Source organism: Candidatus Jidaibacter acanthamoeba (genome assembly GCF_000815465.1).
Taxonomy (GTDB): Bacteria; Pseudomonadota; Alphaproteobacteria; order Rickettsiales; family Midichloriaceae; genus Jidaibacter; species Jidaibacter acanthamoebae.
In genome coordinates, this window is sequence record NZ_JSWE01000050.1 from 1 (window position 1) to 253 (window position 253).

A 253-nucleotide genomic window follows, 5' to 3' on the forward strand; every position below is an offset into this window, starting at 1 on the left:
CCATTTCAAACTTCATTGAAATTATAGACTTAAACTCCCATTCAAGAGACTGCCTTAGTATACTACCCGGATAGTTCTTTTCATAGAAAGAACAAAATTCATTAATCTGTAATTTATCTCTAAATATTACATTTGCTATTGTTATCCCTTGGTTCCCAGGCTTTAACCCATTACCGGTTTGGATATAAGAATCATCATTAATACCAGCCATATTGATTAAAGCTTTGCTAATGATTACACCATTATTAATTTC

At 31.2% G+C, this 253-nt stretch carries 1 protein-coding gene; it reads right to left on the reverse strand.

Annotated elements, in window-relative coordinates:
* Positions 1-211: hypothetical protein (locus tag NF27_RS01170; RefSeq protein ID WP_152606810.1), on the reverse strand; the 211-nt coding region annotated here is incomplete at its 3' end.
* Between the last annotated feature and the right edge of the window lie 42 nt (positions 212-253).